Origin of the sequence: Rhodococcus sp. 7Tela_A2 (genome assembly GCF_049311045.1) — a bacterium.
In the GTDB taxonomy this organism is placed as follows: domain Bacteria; phylum Actinomycetota; class Actinomycetes; order Mycobacteriales; family Mycobacteriaceae; genus Rhodococcus.
Map to the genome: position 1 here is coordinate 1 of NZ_JAXION010000097.1, position 16561 is coordinate 16561.

At 66.6% G+C, this 16561-nt stretch carries 16 protein-coding genes, 1 tRNA gene and 1 pseudogene; 10 read left to right on the forward strand and 8 right to left on the reverse strand.

Annotated elements, in window-relative coordinates; all coding sequences use genetic code 11:
• Window positions 1-30 precede the first annotated feature (30 nt).
• Window positions 31-107: transfer RNA gene (locus tag TVH25_RS16515), tRNA-Met, on the reverse strand.
• Window positions 108-207: 100 nt separating this feature from the next.
• Between TVH25_RS16515 and TVH25_RS16520 the strand changes: the two genes are divergently transcribed.
• Genes TVH25_RS16520 through TVH25_RS16530 form a run of 3 tightly spaced genes read left to right on the forward strand, consistent with a single transcriptional unit; the run spans window position 208 to window position 3091 of the window.
• Window positions 208-966, forward strand: coding sequence for a (Fe-S)-binding protein (locus TVH25_RS16520; protein WP_169622954.1), 759 nt, complete (start codon window positions 208-210; stop codon window positions 964-966).
• Between the two features lie 17 nt (window positions 967-983).
• Complete coding sequence (locus tag TVH25_RS16525) at window positions 984-2471, forward strand: lactate utilization protein B (protein WP_422424858.1); 1488 nt, start codon at window positions 984-986, stop codon at window positions 2469-2471.
• On the forward strand, window positions 2468-3091 hold the full coding sequence (locus TVH25_RS16530; RefSeq protein ID WP_422424851.1) for a LutC/YkgG family protein: 624 nt from the start codon (window positions 2468-2470) through the stop codon (window positions 3089-3091). The genes TVH25_RS16525 and TVH25_RS16530 overlap by 4 nt, the downstream gene beginning before the upstream one ends.
• 10 nt (window positions 3092-3101) lie before the next feature.
• Here the strand turns inward: TVH25_RS16530 and TVH25_RS16535 are convergent, their stop codons facing one another.
• From TVH25_RS16535 to TVH25_RS16560, 6 genes are all read right to left on the reverse strand, one after another.
• Window positions 3102-3470, reverse strand: a complete 369-nt coding sequence (locus TVH25_RS16535; RefSeq protein WP_422424853.1) for a hypothetical protein — start codon at window positions 3468-3470, stop codon at window positions 3102-3104.
• Between the two features lie 108 nt (window positions 3471-3578).
• Window positions 3579-4199: an LON peptidase substrate-binding domain-containing protein gene (locus tag TVH25_RS16540; protein WP_169622957.1), complete on the reverse strand. Its 621-nt coding sequence runs from the start codon at window positions 4197-4199 to the stop codon at window positions 3579-3581.
• Complete coding sequence (locus TVH25_RS16545; protein WP_296550390.1) at window positions 4199-4672, reverse strand: DUF309 domain-containing protein; 474 nt, start codon at window positions 4670-4672, stop codon at window positions 4199-4201. The genes TVH25_RS16540 and TVH25_RS16545 overlap by 1 nt, the downstream gene beginning before the upstream one ends.
• A 51-nt stretch (window positions 4673-4723) precedes the next feature.
• A complete protein-coding gene (locus TVH25_RS16550) occupies window positions 4724-5476 on the reverse strand; it encodes an ESX secretion-associated protein EspG (RefSeq protein ID WP_422424854.1) in 753 nt (250 codons plus the stop codon).
• Entirely contained in the window at window positions 5473-6756 is a 1284-nt protein-coding gene (locus tag TVH25_RS16555; RefSeq protein WP_422424855.1) for a hypothetical protein, read from the reverse strand. Before TVH25_RS16555 ends, TVH25_RS16550 begins: the two co-directional genes overlap by 4 nt.
• Window positions 6757-6890: 134 nt before the next feature.
• Entirely contained in the window at window positions 6891-7493 is a 603-nt protein-coding gene (locus tag TVH25_RS16560; protein WP_169622961.1) for a TetR/AcrR family transcriptional regulator, read from the reverse strand.
• Window positions 7494-7605: 112 nt separating this feature from the next.
• Between TVH25_RS16560 and TVH25_RS16565 the strand changes: the two genes are divergently transcribed.
• Both TVH25_RS16565 and TVH25_RS16570 read left to right on the forward strand, forming a co-directional pair.
• Window positions 7606-8751: an acyl-CoA dehydrogenase family protein gene (locus TVH25_RS16565; protein ID WP_169622962.1), complete on the forward strand. Its 1146-nt coding sequence runs from the start codon at window positions 7606-7608 to the stop codon at window positions 8749-8751.
• A 45-nt stretch (window positions 8752-8796) separates the two neighbouring features.
• Complete coding sequence (locus TVH25_RS16570; RefSeq protein WP_422424856.1) at window positions 8797-10014, forward strand: acetyl-CoA C-acetyltransferase; 1218 nt, start codon at window positions 8797-8799, stop codon at window positions 10012-10014.
• Window positions 10015-10078: 64 nt separating this feature from the next.
• Here the strand turns inward: TVH25_RS16570 and TVH25_RS16575 are convergent, their stop codons facing one another.
• A complete protein-coding gene (locus tag TVH25_RS16575; RefSeq protein WP_296550229.1) occupies window positions 10079-11761 on the reverse strand; it encodes a class I adenylate-forming enzyme family protein in 1683 nt (560 codons plus the stop codon).
• Between the two features lie 240 nt (window positions 11762-12001).
• Here TVH25_RS16575 and TVH25_RS16580 point away from each other — a divergent pair, with 240 nt between their 5' ends.
• From TVH25_RS16580 to TVH25_RS16600, 5 genes and pseudogenes are all read left to right on the forward strand, one after another.
• Window positions 12002-12835: a MaoC/PaaZ C-terminal domain-containing protein gene (locus TVH25_RS16580; protein ID WP_422424857.1), complete on the forward strand. Its 834-nt coding sequence runs from the start codon at window positions 12002-12004 to the stop codon at window positions 12833-12835.
• A gap of 115 nt (window positions 12836-12950) precedes the next feature.
• Window positions 12951-14630 (forward strand): AMP-binding protein, encoded by a 1680-nt coding sequence (locus TVH25_RS16585; RefSeq protein WP_296550232.1) that lies wholly within the window; start codon window positions 12951-12953, stop codon window positions 14628-14630.
• A gap of 7 nt (window positions 14631-14637) precedes the next feature.
• A complete protein-coding gene (locus tag TVH25_RS16590; RefSeq protein ID WP_296550234.1) occupies window positions 14638-15021 on the forward strand; it encodes a nuclear transport factor 2 family protein in 384 nt (127 codons plus the stop codon).
• A gap of 150 nt (window positions 15022-15171) precedes the next feature.
• Entirely contained in the window at window positions 15172-16332 is a 1161-nt protein-coding gene (locus TVH25_RS16595) for a Rieske 2Fe-2S domain-containing protein (protein WP_169623104.1), read from the forward strand.
• Between the two features lie 11 nt (window positions 16333-16343).
• Window positions 16344-16561 (forward strand): annotated as a pseudogene (locus TVH25_RS16600) (hypothetical protein); the annotation flags it as partial.

The window sequence follows — 16561 nt, forward strand, 5'->3', positions numbered from 1 at the left end:
GCCCGGACTCGTGAGAGTCCGGGCCGGTGGTGGTAGCGGGGACAGGATTTGAACCTGCGACCTCTGGGTTATGAGCCCAGCGAGCTACCGAGCTGCTCCACCCCGCGTTGCCTGACCAACGATACACGACTTTCGGAGACGATTTCACCAGGGTTCCCGCCGCCGGCGATAGTGTGGGACGGACCACAGATTGATGCGGAGAACTCGATGCGGATCGCGCTGTTCGGCACATGTCTCGGCGACACCCTCTTCCCGTCCGCGCTCGAGGCCACCGCTGTCCTGCTCACGAGACTCGGACACGAGGTGGTGTTCCCGCCCGGGCAGACCTGCTGCGGCCAGATGCACATCAACACCGGATACCAGCCGGACGCGCTGCCGCTCGTGGAGAACTTCGCCGAGGAGTTCGGCGACACCGCGATCGACGCGGTCGTGGTGCCGTCCGGATCGTGCACAGGGTCGATCCGTCACCAGCACCACATCGTGGCCGACCGCTATGGAACTCCGGCGCTCCGCGGACGGGTGGAGGTGGTGAAGGCCAAGACGTACGAGTTGTCGGAACTGCTCGTCGACGTGCTGGGGGTGACCGACGTCGGTGCGTCGTTCCCCCACCGTGTCACCTACCACCCGACCTGCCACTCGTTGCGGATGATCAGGGTGGGAGACAAGCCGCTCCGGTTGCTGCGCCGGGTACGCGACATCGACCTCGTCGAACTTCCCGAAGCCGACGTGTGTTGCGGGTTCGGTGGAACGTTCGCGATCAAGAATGCGGAGACGTCCACCGCGATGCTCGGCGACAAGATCAGAAATGTGGCCTCGACGGGTGCCGAGGTCTGCACGGCCGGAGATTCGTCGTGCCTCATGCACATCGGCGGGGGAATGTCACGTCTGCGGATGGGGACACGCACCCTGCATCTCGCCGAGATTCTCGCGTCCGTCCGCGAACCCGCTCCGGTGGTGGGCTCGTGACCGCGGCCTCGCTGGGGATGCCGCCGATCCCGCCGCGCGGCACCGGAAACGTGCGCGGAACCGAAACCTTCCCTGCCGCAGCACGACACGAACTCGCCGACGCGCAACTGCGGCGCAATATCGGTAAAGCGACGCACACGATCCGCGGCAAGCGACTGGCGGTCACCGAAGAATTACCGGACTGGGAAGACCTCCGGGTCGCCGGAGAGGGAATCAAGAACGACGTGCTCGCGCGACTACCCGAGTTGCTCGAGCAGTTCGAAGCAGCCGTCGTCGCACGGGGCGGTGTGGTGCATTGGGCCGCAGATGCCGACGAGGCCAATGCACTGGTGACACAACTGGTTCGGGAAGCGGGGGCGGACGAAGTCATCAAGGTGAAGTCCATGGCCACCCAGGAGATCGGTCTCAACGAACATCTCGAGTCCGAGGGCATCACCGCGCACGAGACCGACCTCGCCGAACTCATCGTCCAACTCGGCCACGACACACCGTCGCACATTCTCGTGCCCGCCATCCATCGCAACCGGTCCGAGATTCGCAGCATCTTCCTCAGCGAGATGGACGGCGTGGATCCCGATCTCGACGCGAACCCGGCACATCTCGCCGAAGCATCCCGGAAATACTTGCGGCACAAGTTCATGACGGTGCCGGTCGCGGTCTCGGGAGCGAACTTCGGCATCGCCGAAACCGGGACACTCGCGGTGGTCGAATCCGAAGGCAACGGACGAATGTGCCTGACATTGCCGCAGACCCTCATCACCGTCATGGGTATCGAGAAGCTTCTGCCCACCTACCGTGATCTCGAGGTGTTCCTCCAATTGCTCCCGCGATCGTCGACGGGGGAACGGATGAACCCGTACACCTCGATGTGGACCGGTGTCACCCCCGGGGACGGACCGCAGACGTTCCACCTGATCCTGCTCGACAACGGACGCACCGCAACCCTTGCGGACACCGTCGGACGAGCGGCGCTGCGCTGCATCCGCTGCTCAGCATGCTTGAACGTGTGCCCGGTGTACGAACGCACCGGCGGTCACGCCTACGGGTCGACGTATCCCGGCCCGATCGGTGCGGTGCTCACCCCGCAACTGGCCGGCATGGACGAACCCCACGACCCCAATGCCACCTTGCCGTTCGCGTCGAGCCTGTGCGGCGCCTGTTTCGACGCCTGCCCGGTCCGAATCGACATTCCGTCCCTGCTGGTCGAATTGCGGCACCAGAAAGCCGAGCACGCGCGGCCGGGTGCCGAAGCCGCGGCCATGAAGGCGGCCTCGTTCGCGATGTCTTCGGCCGTGCGATGGACCGCAGCCCAGAAGGCCGCAAGCATCGCGCGACTGCTCGCGGGACGGAAGGGTCGCATCACGACGCTGCCGTGGCCGCTGAGCGGGTGGACCGACGCCCGCGATATCGCCGCACCTCCGAAACAGACGTTCCGTCAGTGGTGGGACACCGAAGAACGTCGGATCACCCTCGAACGGGCGAGACAATCGGGGGAACAGTCATGAGTTCGAAAGACGTTGTCATGGGGCGTATCCGAGATGCACTGATGCTGTCGGACTCTCCTCCCGCGGAGGTTGTCCGCCGCTACCGGACAGGAAGGACACTGCCCGACGACCAGCGTTACGAGATGTTCGCCGACAGGGTGCGTGACTACAAGGCGACCGTGCATCGTCACACCTCCGCGGAACTTGCGAGTGCGCTCTCCGGGATTCTCACCGAACTCGGAGTGCAGAGCCTCGGGGTGCCGCCCGGACTGGACCGGTCGTGGCTCGCGGAATTCGATGGCCGGATCGTCGTCGACTCTCCGGAAGTGCCCGCTCCCGACCTGGGGCAACTCGACGGTGTGCTCACCGGATCGGCTGTGTCGTGTGCGGAAACGGGCACCATCTTCCTCGACGGAAGCCCGGATCAGGGTAGGCGAGCACTCACGCTGGTGCCCGACCTCCACGTGTGCCTGGTGGGACTGGATACCCTCGAAGTCGGTGTGCCCGAGGCGCTGGCGAGGCTGGTGCCCGAGCGGCCCACCACACTCGTCAGCGGGCCCTCCGCGACCAGCGACATCGAACTCGAACGTGTCGAAGGGGTGCACGGTCCGCGGACACTCGTGGTGGTCGTCGTCGGCTGAGCGGCGGAGGTCAGATCCGGGCGACGAAGTTGTGCGCTTCCCGGGCGGCGTGCCGCCAGGTGTCCAAGGTGCCGGCAAGGTCGTTTCCGTCGAGTGGGAAAGCAACCCACTCCTTCATGGTCCGGCTGCCCATCGTGACGTGGTGGGCGGTTCCGGTGTCGACCGCTTCCAGAGCGCGGGAACGGGGAAGTTTGACGATCAAGCGCTGATCCCCACCGAGAAACGCGAAGATTCTGCCTCCCACGCGCAGGCCCGGGCTGCGGAACATCGTGCCCATCTCGACCGCGGGATCACTGCGATACTCGACTGCGATCTCGTCGAGGAATGCTTGTGCCGGATCAGGATCGGCTTCATAGGACAGATCGGTTTCGTCGGACACGGGCTTCTCCTGGCGATGGAGTCGACGGGACAACCGTCCGACAACCGTACCCCGGGATCCGTGGCGCACGGCGTCGATCGCCGGACATAGTCGAGCAGGTGTGGCGTGTCAGTTCTGCAGTTTCCACGATGCCAGGTCGATGGCGGTCGCGACCGATTCGGTCAGCACCTCCACGCGCTCGGCCGGGCCGGGTGTCGCGAGCACCGCATACCGATCCGCCTCACCCATGGGAATGTGACGCGCGATCGCGAACAACCGCGCGCCCGGATCGTCGGGAAGCTCCGTGGGGGACGGCAGCGGTGGAGCATTGCCGTCGGTCAGGCGGTCGAGGAGATCGTGAAGACGCTCGAGTGCCTCCATCAGCGGCGCCATGTCGACCGGCCCCGAGTCGGTATCGGGCCACGGTTCCACCTCCGCGCGCGGATACGGATCGTCCGGGAGCCAGTGATCGATGCGGATCCGTTCTTCCGCAACGCATTCCAGAACGTGCCGTCCGCCGCCGATTTCGGTGTCGAGGAGGATTCTCGCGACGGTCCCCACGTCGTTGCGCTGATCGCCGCCGCCGACCTCGTGTCCCCGTGCAATGAGCACCACGCCGAAACGCGGGCCGTCCGGCGCGGTCGAGCAGTCGCGTACGAGTTGCTGGTAACGCGGCTCGAAGACGTGGAGCGGTAGGCCGGCTCCGGGGAGTAGTGCGGTACCCAGAGGGAACATGGGGAGAATCGGCATCAGGGCATCCTCAGCATCGGGATCGGTGGTTCGTCGGTGGGGTCGCCGCGTTCGATCTCGGTCAGGAGATGAGTTGCCCACGCGGACAATCCGTCGATGTCGAGGCCGTACGGTGGTGCGTCCTCGTAGTGGCGGATACGCGACCTGCCCTGTTCTAGCAGCGAGGCGGCGCCTCGGGGGTTGCCGCGCAGCAGGTGGGTCAGGCCCACGGCGAGCTGAGCGAGACCCTGCCACAGCGGGCGTTCTTCGGGCGGAGCCTTTTTCCACATGGATTCGAACACTTCGTGGGCGTGGAACGGATGCCCCTGATCGAGCAGTCGCTGCCCTTCGGAAATGGTCTCCTCGGTGTCGAGATCGAGGTCGTCGGGGACGCGCGGGACGCCCTCTTCGCCGGGTGGCAGGGGACGGCCGAGCGCGTCACGGGGACGTGCGTTCTGCGGTCGGCCGTCGGGGGTGCGGTCCCGATCCGTCATGGCCTTCAGGGTAGACGACAGTGGACGTCGGCGGATCGCCGCAAAGGCTGGTCAGTACGGTTGCAGCGGCCGGCGGAACTGTGTTCGCGGTGCGGCGCGTGCGACGTCCAGACGCGACGACAACTCGGTGTGCAGCGCTTCGGTCGTGCCGGGAGCCACGCGCGTGTCGGCACCCTGGACGAACAGATACCGGCCGTCGTCGACGACATCGAACCAGCCCACGTCACCCGCCCCGGTAGGACCTGTGCCGGGGGAGCGGAGAAGAAACCGGATGCTGCCGGTCGCCGTCCTGGGTCGGAGCAGGACGTCGCGAACGGCCGGTGCCGCCCCACCGCCGAGCGGGAGACGCACGGCGGTGTTGACGGGCAGATCCAGGAGCGAGCGTGTCGGCGCGGTGTGCTCCGGTATCCGGCCGGGTGGAACGGTGGGCAGCGATGCGGCGATCGACCCGGGAAGCCGGCCGATCGGCATGGTCGTGACCTCGATGTCTCCGGCGTTCACGTGCTGCCGGGCCAGAACGGCGTCCTCTCCGGCGACGGCACCCGCGACGAACAGCGATTCGCCCGGACGGGACGAGTTCGCATAGATCTCGATCGCGATCTCACCCGCGCGCAGAATGTGGAGCGCGCGTTCGAGGACAGGGTCGCCGAGTTGTTGCCGCCATCGTTCGGCTGCGCGGAGGTCGGCGATATGTTCGTCTTCCCACCGGGCCGCGGAGCGGTACCGCAGGGGGAACGGCAGGTCGTCGTCTCCCGAGGCGGTCCACAGAGACCGAAACCGATCCGGTGTCAGGCGTCGGCTCATGTCGGGTCCGCCCCCAGCACGGGCGGCGCGGTGTCCGGTATCGAGCCGATGAGTTCGCTGCCGTGGTCGTTGGTGACGAGGTAACCGGGGACGCGGCGCTGGTCGTCGTTACCCTGCGCCGAACTCGGCGGCATCATGCCGGGATACATGCCCATCGGGCGTGCGCCACCGTTGCGTGACCCGGCCGCTGCCTGTGGTGCCGAGCGGTCGGTTCCCGCAGGTGCCGCTCCGCCGAGGGCACCGGCGCCGAGCCCCTGACCCCAGGGTGACGAGACACCGCCACCTGCGCCGCCGGCGCCGCCGGAGGCTCCGAGGCCGGCGGGAGATCCGGAGGCCCCGGAACCATACGGCTGACCGGGCAGTGGTGACGGCCCCGAGGTGCCGGCCGGTGTGGTCGTTGCCGGATCGGAGCCGGAAGCTTCGAACGGGCTTGGCTGCGCCGCATTCTCGCGCTTCGCGGAACGGTCTTCCGAATTGTCGTGGGGTCCGTCGGCCGTACGGGACGTCGCGGAATCGAGGTCTTCGCGGCGGTTCGAGCCGAACCCTCCCGCCGTCGGATCCACGCCCGCGGAATCTCGGCCGGACTCGCTCGCGGCGCCCCATTGCCGGCCACCGGCAACCTCTCCGCCGGACGCCGTGGCCGCCACAAACGGCGGCGGGAGCACCGGAACCGCCGCACCCGAATCCCGGTAGTACGGCTTGTACAGCGATTCCATCACATGCACCGACTGCACCCGGACCGCTTCCGCTTGTCGTGCGGCCTCGGCCCCGGCCACCGGATCGAGCGCGGTGAACGCCATCGGAATCCGGGCGGTGGGCGGCGGAACGGACGACTTGACCCGTTCCCCGACATCCGCGGCGATGTGCAACTTCTGGGCGACCGCCTGCGCTGCGTCGCACAGTTGCTGAGCCGATTCGCCGAAACGCCGGGTGGCTTCGGCCGCCGCCGTTGCTGCGTCTCCTTCCCAGTGCCGCGCGATCCGGTCGCGGATCATCACGGTGCCGAGCGAGACCGCAAGGCTGAAACCCTTTCCCAGCTCGGCCCATTCACCGGCCAGTGTGGTCATCGCGATAGGGCTGATGGTCTGGGCGATGCGATAGATCTCGGCATGCTCCATGCTGTGGAAGTTCTCGAAGTCGCGGATGTATTCGGGATCGAATCCCGCGTCGAGTCGCGCGGCGAGTTCGTCGTGCCGGGCCTGTCGCCTGGTGACCGACCCGGGCACACCCGAGCCGAGAAGAGGTTGGAGGAGTTCTTCCAGCGGAGTGTCGTCCGACATGCAGCTACCGCCCTTGTCCGACGAATGTCAGCGCGTACGCGCGCTGTGAACCGGTGACGGCTCCTTCGCCGCCGGAACGCGACGCGACTCGATGTTCCCCCACCACGACCCCCCGATCTGTTGGTGGCGAGATGCTAGCGCACCGCACCCACCAGGCGCAGTGCGAGATCGGCGTACAGGGTGCTGATGGCCTCGGGCTCGCTGTAGCGGCCGGACGGATACCACCGGCAGATGTCGACGCACAGCGACATGAGCGCGAGGGTGACGCCTTCGGCGTCGGGGACGGTGAACTCACCGGACTCGAGCCCCGCGTCGACCACGTCCCTGACGACCTGGGTCGTCTGCCGGCGCAGCCCGGTGATGATGCGGTAGTGGTCGCGGTCGAGGGCGTTCAGTTCGTACTGGATGACTCGCGCGCGCCGGTGATGTTCGGCTTGCCATCCGGCGAACCGGCCGATGACGGAGGAGAGGCGCGTGACGGCGTCGGCGCCGGGGATGTCGGCGTCCCGCGCTACCCGCAGGGCGAGGTCGTGCCCCTCGTAGGAGATGGCATAGAGAAGCTCTTCCTTCGACTTGTAGTGCGGATACATCGCGGCGGGACTCATCTCCAGCCGGGTGGCGATCTGCCGGGTGGTCGTGCCTCCGTAACCGTGTTCCGCGAACGCCTCGATTGCGGCCTCGCGGAGGCGCGCGGCTGCCTTCGAGGTGCTGATGACGCCGGTGCTCGGTGTGGTCACGGTTTACTCCAGTTCTTGCCTGCTCGTGTGGTTGACAGGCTCACCACAACGCTTCATCATAAGCGAGTGCTTAGAAAATAAGCACTCGCTTATTTCACTCTAGGAGCTTTGGATGCGACGCACCCTGTACGGTCCCGATCACGAGGCCTTCCGGGACTCGGCCCGGGAGTTCGTCAATCGGTTCGTACTGCCCCGTGCAGAGGAACTCATCGATCGCCACGAGATTCCCCGCGACATCTGGCTCGAAGCCGGTAAGGCGGGCTTCCTGGGGCTCGAGATCCCGGAGCGCTTCGGTGGCATGGAGGCCGGTGACTACCGCTTCAACGCGATCGTCGCCGAGGAATTCGCGCGTGCCAACATGGCGCTGTCGTCCTCGATGGGTATCCACTCGGACATCACGGTTCCGTACATCGTGCACCTCGGCAACGAGGAGCAGCGCGAACGCTGGCTGCCCCGTTGTGCGACAGGCGAGCTCATCTGTGCCATCGGCATGACCGAGCCCTCCGGCGGCTCCGACCTCGCCAACCTCAAGACCACGGCTGTCCGCGACGGCGACGACTGGATCCTCAACGGCGCCAAGACATTCATCACCAACGGTTACAACTGCGACCTGGTGGTCGTGGCCGCCCGCACCGACCCCACGAAGGGCGCCAAGGGCATTTCGCTGCTCGTCGTCGAGCGCGGTATGGAGGGCTTCGAGAACGGCCGCAAGCTCGACAAGGTGGGACAGCCCGAGGCCGACACCGCCGAACTGTTCTTCAAGGACGTCCGGGTTCCGGGCGCGAATCTCCTCGGCGAAGAAGGCATGGGCTTCATCTCGATGATGAAACTGCTGCCGCAGGAACGCCTCGGCTCCGCCGTCAACAACGTGCACCATGCCAAGCACATTCTCCTGGAGACTCTCGAGTACTCGAAGGAACGCAAGGCATTCGGTCAGGCCATCGGCACCATGCAGTACAACAAGTTCCTGCTCGCCGAACTGGTGACCAAGATCGAGGTCGCCGAAGCGTACGTCGACCAGGCTGTCGAGGCCCACGCCGACGGCAAGCTCACCGCGGTCGACGCGGCGAAGGCCAAGTGGTGGAGTGCGCAGACCCAGTCCGAGGTCCTCGACGCGTGTGTTCAGATCCACGGTGGGTACGGGTACATGAACGAATACCGTGTCGCGCGGGCATGGCGGGACGCCCGTGTGACGAAGATCTGGGCCGGCACCAACGAAATCATGAAGGAACTCATCGGCCGCGATCTCGGCCTGTAGTCCCGGCAGACGATTCCCGACCGACAACTCTCGAAGGAGCTTCCGATGCCCGAAGCAGTGATCGTCTCAGCAGTACGCTCGCCCATCGGGCGCGCGATGAAGGGGTCTCTCAAGACACTCCGGCCCGACGACATGACCACGCAGATGGTCGCCGCGGCACTCGCGAAGATTCCGGACCTGGATCCGGCGGAGATCGACGACCTGATGGTCGGCTGTGGCCAGCCCGCCGGCCAGTCCGGCTTCAACATCGCCCGCGTGGTCGCCGTGCAGCTCGGCTACGACTTCCTTCCCGGCGTGACCGTCAACCGGTACTGCTCGTCGTCGCTGCAGACCACCCGCATGGCGCTTCACGCGATCAAGGCCGGCGAGGGCGACGTGTTCATCTCCGCCGGTGTGGAGTCGGTGTCGAGCTTCGTGACCGGCAACGCCGACGGCCTGCCGAACACCAAGAACCCCTTGTTCGCGGACGCAGAGGCGCGGACCGAAACTCTTGCCCAGGGCGGTACGGCCTGGACGGATCCGCGGTCCGAAGGAACACTGCCCGACGTCTACATCGCGATGGGTCAGACCGCCGAGAACGTCGCGTCCTACACGGGGATTTCCCGCGAAGACCAGGACCGGTGGGGCGTGCGCTCACACAACCGGGCCGAGGAAGCCATCAAGTCGGGGTTCTTCGAGAAGGAAATCACGCCGCTCACACTCCCCGACGGCACGGTCGTCTCGACCGACGACGGCCCGCGCGCCGGCACCACGTACGAGAAGGTCAGCCAGCTCAAGCCGGTGTTCCGTCCGGACGGCACGGTCACCGCGGGCAATGCGTGCCCGCTCAACGATGGTGCGGCGGCGCTGGTGATCATGTCCGACACGAAGGCGAAGGCTCTCGGGTTGACGCCGCTGGCGCGGATCGTCTCGACCGGGGTGTCGGGCTTGTCGCCGGAGATCATGGGTCTGGGCCCGATCGATGCGACTCGCCGGGCGCTGGCCAATGCGGGGATGGGAATCTCGGATATCGATCTGTTCGAGATCAACGAGGCGTTCGCGGTGCAGGTGCTCGGGTCGGCTCGTGAACTCGGGATCGACGAGGACAAGCTCAATATCTCCGGTGGTGCGATCGCGCTGGGGCATCCGTTCGGTATGACGGGTGCGCGGATCACGAACACGCTGCTGAACAATCTGCGTGAGCAGGACAAGCAGTTCGGTGTGGAGACGATGTGTGTCGGTGGTGGTCAGGGTATGGCGATGGTGCTCGAACGCCTGAGCTGATCCCCTGACGCCGACGTCCGGGTGGCTCCTACTACGCACGCCGCAGCAGGAGCCGCCCGGGCGTTCACATTTCCGGACCGTGCGTACCGCGCCAGCCCTTACGGACGATCTTTCCGGTGGAGTTGCGGGGCAACAGATCATGGGTCAGGCGCCACCGCGTGGGTACCTTGAAATAGGCGAGGTGCTCGGCGGCGAACTTGGTCAGGTCCTCCTCGGTCACCGTCGTTCCCGCGACGAGCACGACCACCGCGACGACTTCCTGCCCCCAGTCGGCGTGCGGTGCTCCCGTCACCACGCACTCGCGCACGGCAGGATGCTGGGCAAGCACTCGTTCGACCTCGGAGGGATAGATGTTCTCGCCGTTCTGATGGATCAGATCCGCACGCCGGCCGACCAGCCGGAGCCGGCCTTTCTCGACGACCCCGAAATCGCCGGTCCGAAGCCAGCGGTCCGGCGTGATCGCCTCGGCGGTGGCCTTCTCGTCGTCCCAGTACCCGATCATGACGAAAGGACTGCGGACGCACACCTCGCCGACGTGGCCGTCGGGCAGCCATTCGCCGTATTGATCGCGGATCTCGAGGCTGACGGTGATGATCGGGACGCCGACGGTACCCGGATGCTTCTCGAGTTCCTGTGCGCTGGCCACCGCGATCGATGTGCTGCATTCGGTGATGGAGTAGCTGTCGACCATCGCGTGCCGTCCGAACGGGAGTTGCTCGCGCAGGCGTTGTTTGAACTCCGGTGTGGACGGTTCCGAGGACAGGGTGAACCGTGTCAGCGACGTCAGGTCGTACCGGTCGAGGTCCTCGTCTTCGAGCATGCGTGCCGCCATCGACGGCACGGCCAGCCAGTGCGTCACCTGTTCGCGTTCGATGAATTCCAGGACACGGTGGACGTCGAACCATCCCTGGTTCATGATCACGGTGCTTCCCATCGCCAGCCGCGGCACGATCGTGTTGTGCAGGCTCGTGATGTGGAACATCGACGACGTGAGCAGGTAGCGGGCGTCGGACGGGGCCGAGCGGTCGTACGTTTCGCCTGTCCAGATCGTGTGGATCGCTTCGGTGTAGCGCTGATAATCGACGACGGCCAAGAGGTTGCGCTGAGAGTGCAACGCCCCCTTGGGGTCCCCGCTCGTACCGGAGGTGTACAGCAGGACTGCCGGGTCGTCCTCGTCGATTCGCGGGGGCGGTGGCTGCCGGCCGTCGAACTCGGCGATCAGTGCGGGCAGATCCGTCTCGACCGACAGCACCACCGTGTCGCTCGGGGCGATCTTCGTGACCGCCTCGACACGCGGAGCATCGACGAAGACGATGCGCGGGCGGGAATGGCGGATACCGAACTCCAGTTCCGGTTGCACCCACCATGCGTTGAGCCCGACCGTGATGGCGCCGAGAGCCTGGGTCGCCCAGAACACGGTGACCCACTCGGGTCTGTTGGCCGACAGGATCGCTACCCGGTCGCCCGCACGCACGCCGTATCTCTCGCGCAGCGCGGCGGCGAGGGCATAGGACTCCCTCGCGTTCTCGTCGAAGGTGATGCGGCGGTCGGCCGTGACGAGATACTCGCGATCACCCCAGACGAGCGACTGCGACAGCAGATCCGCCACCGCGCGGTTCCGTTTACGCATGACCGGCATCGAGGTACCGAGGACCTCGTCCATCACGATCTCGAACTCGCCGCCCGGCCCGGTGAGCCGGGAGATGAGTTGATCCAGGAAGGGGAAGGGATCCGACGGAATGCTCATCGTGCACCGCCGAGTCCGGATCGCGTGGCGGTCCGGCTCGGACCGGTCGTCGCCGACGACCGGTGAGTCGCCGGTGATCCTGCACGCTGCACGAATGCCCCTCCTCGTGGATCGGATCGCAAGAATCTCTCACGCCGATGAACGCCCTGTTCGAATGTACCGGTCAGTGGGATGCTCGGTGACCCCCGCTACAGGGGGTGCCTAGCGTGCGATCAGCACGCTCGGAAAGGACACGAAACGATGCCCGCACACGATGCAACCACGACCGACACGCCGACCCCGGCAACCTGGCGCGGTGCCGAACTCGGCACCCGCACGGTCACCTATGACGAGCGCGACGCGATTCTGTATGCGCTCGCTGTGGGGGCTCGCGCCACAGACCTCGACCTCGTCTTCGAGGACCGCCTCCGGGTGCTGCCGACTTTCGCTCTGACCTTGGCGCAGTGGGCGCCGGATGCGTTGGGATCGCTCGGTGCATTCGATACGAAGACCGCACTCCACGGCTCCCAGCAGCTGGACGTTCTCAGCCCGCTTCCGAAGTCCGGCAGCATCGCGATGACGGCTCGGGTCGGGGACGTGTGGGACAAGGGCCGCGCCGCAGTCTTCGAGGTGGTGGTGGAAAGCGAGTACTTCGTCGCCACATGGTCGCTGTTCGCGCCGGGAGCGGGCGGATTCGGCGGGGACCGCGGTCCGTCCGCCCCCGGGCAACCGGAGGGCGAACCCGACTCGACCGCACTCCTCACCACCCACGAGGAACAGGCCGCGCTGTACCGGCTCACCGGCGATCGCCACCACATCCACATAGATCCGGACGCCGCAGCCGGGATCGGACAGCCGCGGCCGATTCTCCACGGACTGTGCACGCTGGCCGCGACGACTCTGCCGCTCGCGCACACGCTCGGAGCACACCCCGCGGATCTCGTCTCGTTGTCCGGTCGGTTCGCGGCCCCGGTCTTTCCCGGCGACACCGCCGAGATCCGTGCGTGGGGCGCGTCCTCCGATGTGCGGTTCGACGTCACCACCGAGGCAGGAGCAGTGCTGTCGGGAGGACGCGCGGTCTTCGCCCAGAGCTAGAAGCCCTCGCGTGCGCTCCCGCTGGCCGGGAATTCGGCGCGGCGCCGCGTGAGCGTCTGTTGTGATCGGACTGCCCGTGATGGCCCCATCGCTCGTGACTATCTGGAGGTATGAGTTGGACACGTTCGCCGAAGTAGTGCGAGCTCGCCGCGGCGATGCCAAGGTGGGACTGCGCTTCGAGGACCAGCGCTGGACCTGGGACGAGGTTGTCCAGGAAAGCGCCGATCGTGCCTCGGCGCTCGTGTCGACCGTGCCACTGCCCGAGGGACGGCAACGCCACATCGGAGTGCTTCTCGAGAACGTTCCGGACTTCGTGTTCTGGATCGGCGCGGGAGCACTCGCCGGTGCGGTGGTGGTGGGTATCAACGCCAGCCGAAGCGGCCCGGAAATCGCCCGGGACGTCCGGCACGCCGACGTCGACCTGATCATCACCGAGTCGCGCCTGGCGCATCTCGTCGCCGGCACCGACCACGGCCTGCCCGCCGAGAAGATCCTCGACGTCGACAGCCCGCGATACCGCGAGTTCCTCGAACCGTTCCGTGGTGCCCAGCTTCCCGAGACCCGGCCGGCGCCCGACGACATCGCGCTGCTGTTGTTCAGTTCGGGTTCGACCGGCGCTCCCAAGGCGGTCGTCGTCAGCCAGGGCAGGCTCGCCCGGCTGTTCGGGCCGCTCTCGGAACGCACACACATGCGCCGCGACTCGGTCACGTACCTGTGCATGCCCCTGTTCCACGGCAACGCCCTGATGCTCAACCTCGGCACCGCGATGAGCGTGGGTGCGACCGTGAGCATGATCCGGAAGTTCTCCGCGAGCCGCTTCGCCGACGATATCCATCGCTACGGTGCGACCTTCGTGAACTACGTCGGGCGCGCGCTCGCCTATGTCCTCAGCCGTCCCGAAGATCCGCGCGACCGGGACGGAACACTCGAAGTGGCATTCGGGACCGAAGCCTCCGAAGTGGACGTCGCCCGGTTCTCGGAGCGCTTCGGCTGCACCGTCATCGAGGGGTACGGCTCGAGTGAAGGGGTCTTCCGCATCAACCGCACTCCCGATACCCCGACCGGTTCGCTCGGAGTCGCGGTGGGCGGCGTCGACGTGCGGATCCTCGACGAGGTCACCGGCGAGGAATGCCCGCCGGCCGAGTTCGACGACACGGGCCGCCTGATCAACGGTGAAGCGGTCGGGGAGATCGTCGCCCGCAACACAGCCCACACCTTCGAGGGTTACTACAAGAATCCCGGCGCGATGGCGGACCGGATCAAGGGGAACGATTTCTGGTCCGGTGACCTCGGTTATCGCGACGCCGACGGGTTCTTCTACTTCGCGGGCCGGTCGTCGGACTGGCTGCGGGTCGACAGCGAGAACTTCTCGGCCGCTCCGGTCGAGCGGGTTCTGCATCGGTGCCCCGGAATCCTCTCCGCGCCCGTCTTCGCTGTTCCGGACCCCGCCACCGGGGACCAGGTGATGTGCGCTGTCGAACTGGACCCCGGATCGGTGTTCGACCCGGCAGCATTCGGCGCGTTCCTCGCCGAGCAGCCGGATATGGGTGACAAGTGGTGGCCACGCTTCGTCCGGGTGACCGACCACATCCCGCTGACCGGCAGCAACAAGGTGGACAAGGCGCCTTTGCGCGCGGCCGCCTGGAACACCGACGACACGGTGTACGTACGTGTCGCGCGTACGGCGGAGTACGTGCCCTTCGACGACGACGCACGCGCGCGTCTCGAGGCCGAATTCGCCGCGAACGGCAGGGCTGCGCTGCTCCCCGTGCCGGCGCCCGCGCAGAGCGTCTGAGGCCGCCGTGAACAACGAAATCCCGGGCCCCGACCGCATTCGCGCCACCGTCGCCGAGTACCTGCGGCGGATCGAGGCGTCGTCCGCAGCCGGCATAGCCGACCTCTACACCGACACTGCGACCGTCGAGGACCCCGTCGGCAGCGACGTGCGCACGGGACGCGACGCGATCCTCCCGCTGTATGCGGGACTCGAACACTCGCGCAACTCGACGGAACTGCTCACCCTGCGGATCGCAGGCAACGAAGCGGCCTTCCACTTCCGGGTGACCTCGGAGGTGGACGGGACCGAGTACGTCTTCGAACCGATCGATGTCATGACCTTCGCCGACGACGGCCGGATCGCGTCGATGCGCGCGTTCTGGTCGGCGTCCGACACCCGGAGTTCGTGAGTCCCGCCCAGTGAGACGCCGGGATTGGGCGTGACGGTGATCACCTAGCGTCAGGATCATCGAAGCGGCGAGACCCCGACCGGCACAACACGTGCCGATTTCCGCCGGTGTACCCCCGTACTTCCCAATCCCCCGAAAGGACGGACGACCGTGAGCCTGGGCACTTCCGACACCACCGAGGTCCGCGAGATCGTCGCGGGCTCTGCTCCTACCCGTTTCGCGCGCGGCTGGCACTGCCTCGGCCTCGCCGAGTCCTTCAAGGACGGCAAGCCGCATTCCGTGGAGGCTTTCGGCACCAAGCTCGTCGTCTGGGCGGACACCGCAGGCGAGCTCAAGATCCTCGACGGCTACTGCCGTCACATGGGTGGCGATCTGAGCCAGGGCACCGTCAAGGGTGACCAGGTTGCGTGTCCGTTCCACGACTGGCGCTGGGGCGGCAACGGCCGCTGCACCAACATTCCGTACGCCCGCCGGGTTCCGCCCATCGCGAAGACGCGCGCGTGGCACACGCTCCAGCAGGACGGTCTGCTGTTCGTGTGGAACGACCCGCAGGGCAACCCGCCGCCGGCGGACGTCACAATCCCCCGGATCGAGGGCGCGCTGAGCGACGAGTGGACCGACTGGGTCTGGTACCGGACCGAGGTCGACACCAACTGCCGCGAACTCATCGACAACATCGTCGACATGGCGCACTTCTTCTACGTGCACTACTCCTTCCCGACGTACTTCAAGAACGTCTTCGAAGGTCACGTGGCCAGCCAGTTCATGCGCGGCAAGGCGCGCGAGGACGCCCGTCCGCACGCCGCGGGCCAGCCGCGGATGCTCGGCAGTCGCTCGGACGCGAGCTACTTCGGGCCGTCGTTCATGATCGACGACCTGGTCTACGAGTACGAGGGCTACGACATCGAGTCGACCCTCATCAACTGCCACTACCCGGTCTCCGAGAACAAGTTCGTGCTGATGTACGGAATGATCGTCAAGAAGTCCGATCGCTTCGAAGGCGACGAGGCACTGAAGGTCGCGCAGCAGTTCGGCAACTTCATCGCCAAGGGCTTCGAGCAGGACATCGAGATCTGGCGCAACAAGACCCGCATCGACAACCCGCTGCTGTGCGAAGAGGACGGCCCGGTGTACCAGCTTCGCCGCTGGTACGAGCAGTTCTACGTCGACGTGGACGAGGTGAAGCCGGAGATGACCGACCGCTTCGAGTTCGAGATGGACACGACGCGCCCGGTTGCTGCGTGGATGAAGGAAGTCGAAGCCAACATCGCCCGCAAGGCACTCGAGGAACAACCCACCAGCGCGGGGTAGGAGTAGTAACGATGGAGAACCGGATGGAACCGCTGCGGTGTGCCGAGTGCTCGGCGCAAGTGCTGGTTCAGAAGAACAGCTGGGAGCACACCTCCATCCAGTGGAACGCCGACGCGCGCCGGCGCTGTCCTCAGGTGCAGGACGACGCCGGCCGCGACGGCCGCCCCCGGGCCCCCCCCCGGGGGGGGCCCCCCCCCGCCGCCACCAACCCCCCCCCCGCCGCCGCCCG

Coding starts and splice junctions, on each gene's coding strand:
- TVH25_RS16520 (WP_169622954.1), top strand. CDS start 208: ATGCGGATCGCGCTGTTCGGCACATGTCTCGGCGACACCCTCTTCCCG.
- TVH25_RS16525 (WP_422424858.1), top strand. CDS start 984: ATGCCGCCGATCCCGCCGCGCGGCACCGGAAACGTGCGCGGAACCGAA.
- TVH25_RS16530 (WP_422424851.1), top strand. CDS start 2,468: ATGAGTTCGAAAGACGTTGTCATGGGGCGTATCCGAGATGCACTGATG.
- TVH25_RS16540 (WP_169622957.1), bottom strand. CDS start 4,199: ATGCCGATTCTCCCCATGTTCCCTCTGGGTACCGCACTACTCCCCGGA.
- TVH25_RS16545 (WP_296550390.1), bottom strand. CDS start 4,672: ATGACGGATCGGGACCGCACCCCCGACGGCCGACCGCAGAACGCACGT.
- TVH25_RS16550 (WP_422424854.1), bottom strand. CDS start 5,476: ATGAGCCGACGCCTGACACCGGATCGGTTTCGGTCTCTGTGGACCGCC.
- TVH25_RS16555 (WP_422424855.1), bottom strand. CDS start 6,756: ATGTCGGACGACACTCCGCTGGAAGAACTCCTCCAACCTCTTCTCGGC.
- TVH25_RS16565 (WP_169622962.1), top strand. CDS start 7,606: ATGCGACGCACCCTGTACGGTCCCGATCACGAGGCCTTCCGGGACTCG.
- TVH25_RS16570 (WP_422424856.1), top strand. CDS start 8,797: ATGCCCGAAGCAGTGATCGTCTCAGCAGTACGCTCGCCCATCGGGCGC.
- TVH25_RS16575 (WP_296550229.1), bottom strand. CDS start 11,761: ATGAGCATTCCGTCGGATCCCTTCCCCTTCCTGGATCAACTCATCTCC.
- TVH25_RS16580 (WP_422424857.1), top strand. CDS start 12,002: ATGCCCGCACACGATGCAACCACGACCGACACGCCGACCCCGGCAACC.